Origin of the sequence: Salmonella sp. SAL4457 (assembly GCF_046548235.1) — a bacterium.
Classification (GTDB): domain Bacteria; phylum Pseudomonadota; class Gammaproteobacteria; order Enterobacterales; family Enterobacteriaceae; genus Salmonella; species Salmonella enterica.
This window is the reverse complement of the sequence record NZ_JBGDZO010000962.1, coordinates 1-251: the sequence shown is the minus strand read 5'-3', so window position 1 is coordinate 251 and position 251 is coordinate 1. Positions and strand designations below refer to the sequence as shown.

Sequence of the window (251 nt, the reverse complement as noted above, 5' to 3'; positions counted from 1 at the left end):
ATTCTCTATGATCCGGTCACTCCAGGCGGTGTACGCGAGCTGAAAGAGCTTCTCCCAGCCGCGGCGCGTGCGCTAGGGTTGACTCTTCGGTCTTGGGAGCTGCGAGATGCGAACGGTTTCGAGAAGGTATTCGCTGCGATAAACAAGGATCGCCTCGATGGCCTCTACGTGACCTCAAGCCGCTGATGAATGCTAACGGAAAGCGGATTGCGGGACTTGCGTTAAAGAGCCGGTTACCATCAGTGTACAGC

General features: G+C 56.2%; 1 protein-coding gene. It reads left to right on the top strand.

All coding sequences use genetic code 11. From position 1 onward, the window contains the following. Window positions 1–186, top strand: a 186-nt coding sequence (locus ACLJNW_RS27050) for a hypothetical protein (protein ID WP_410961635.1), incomplete at its 5' end; no start/stop codon positions are given. Window positions 187–251 lie beyond the last annotated feature (65 nt).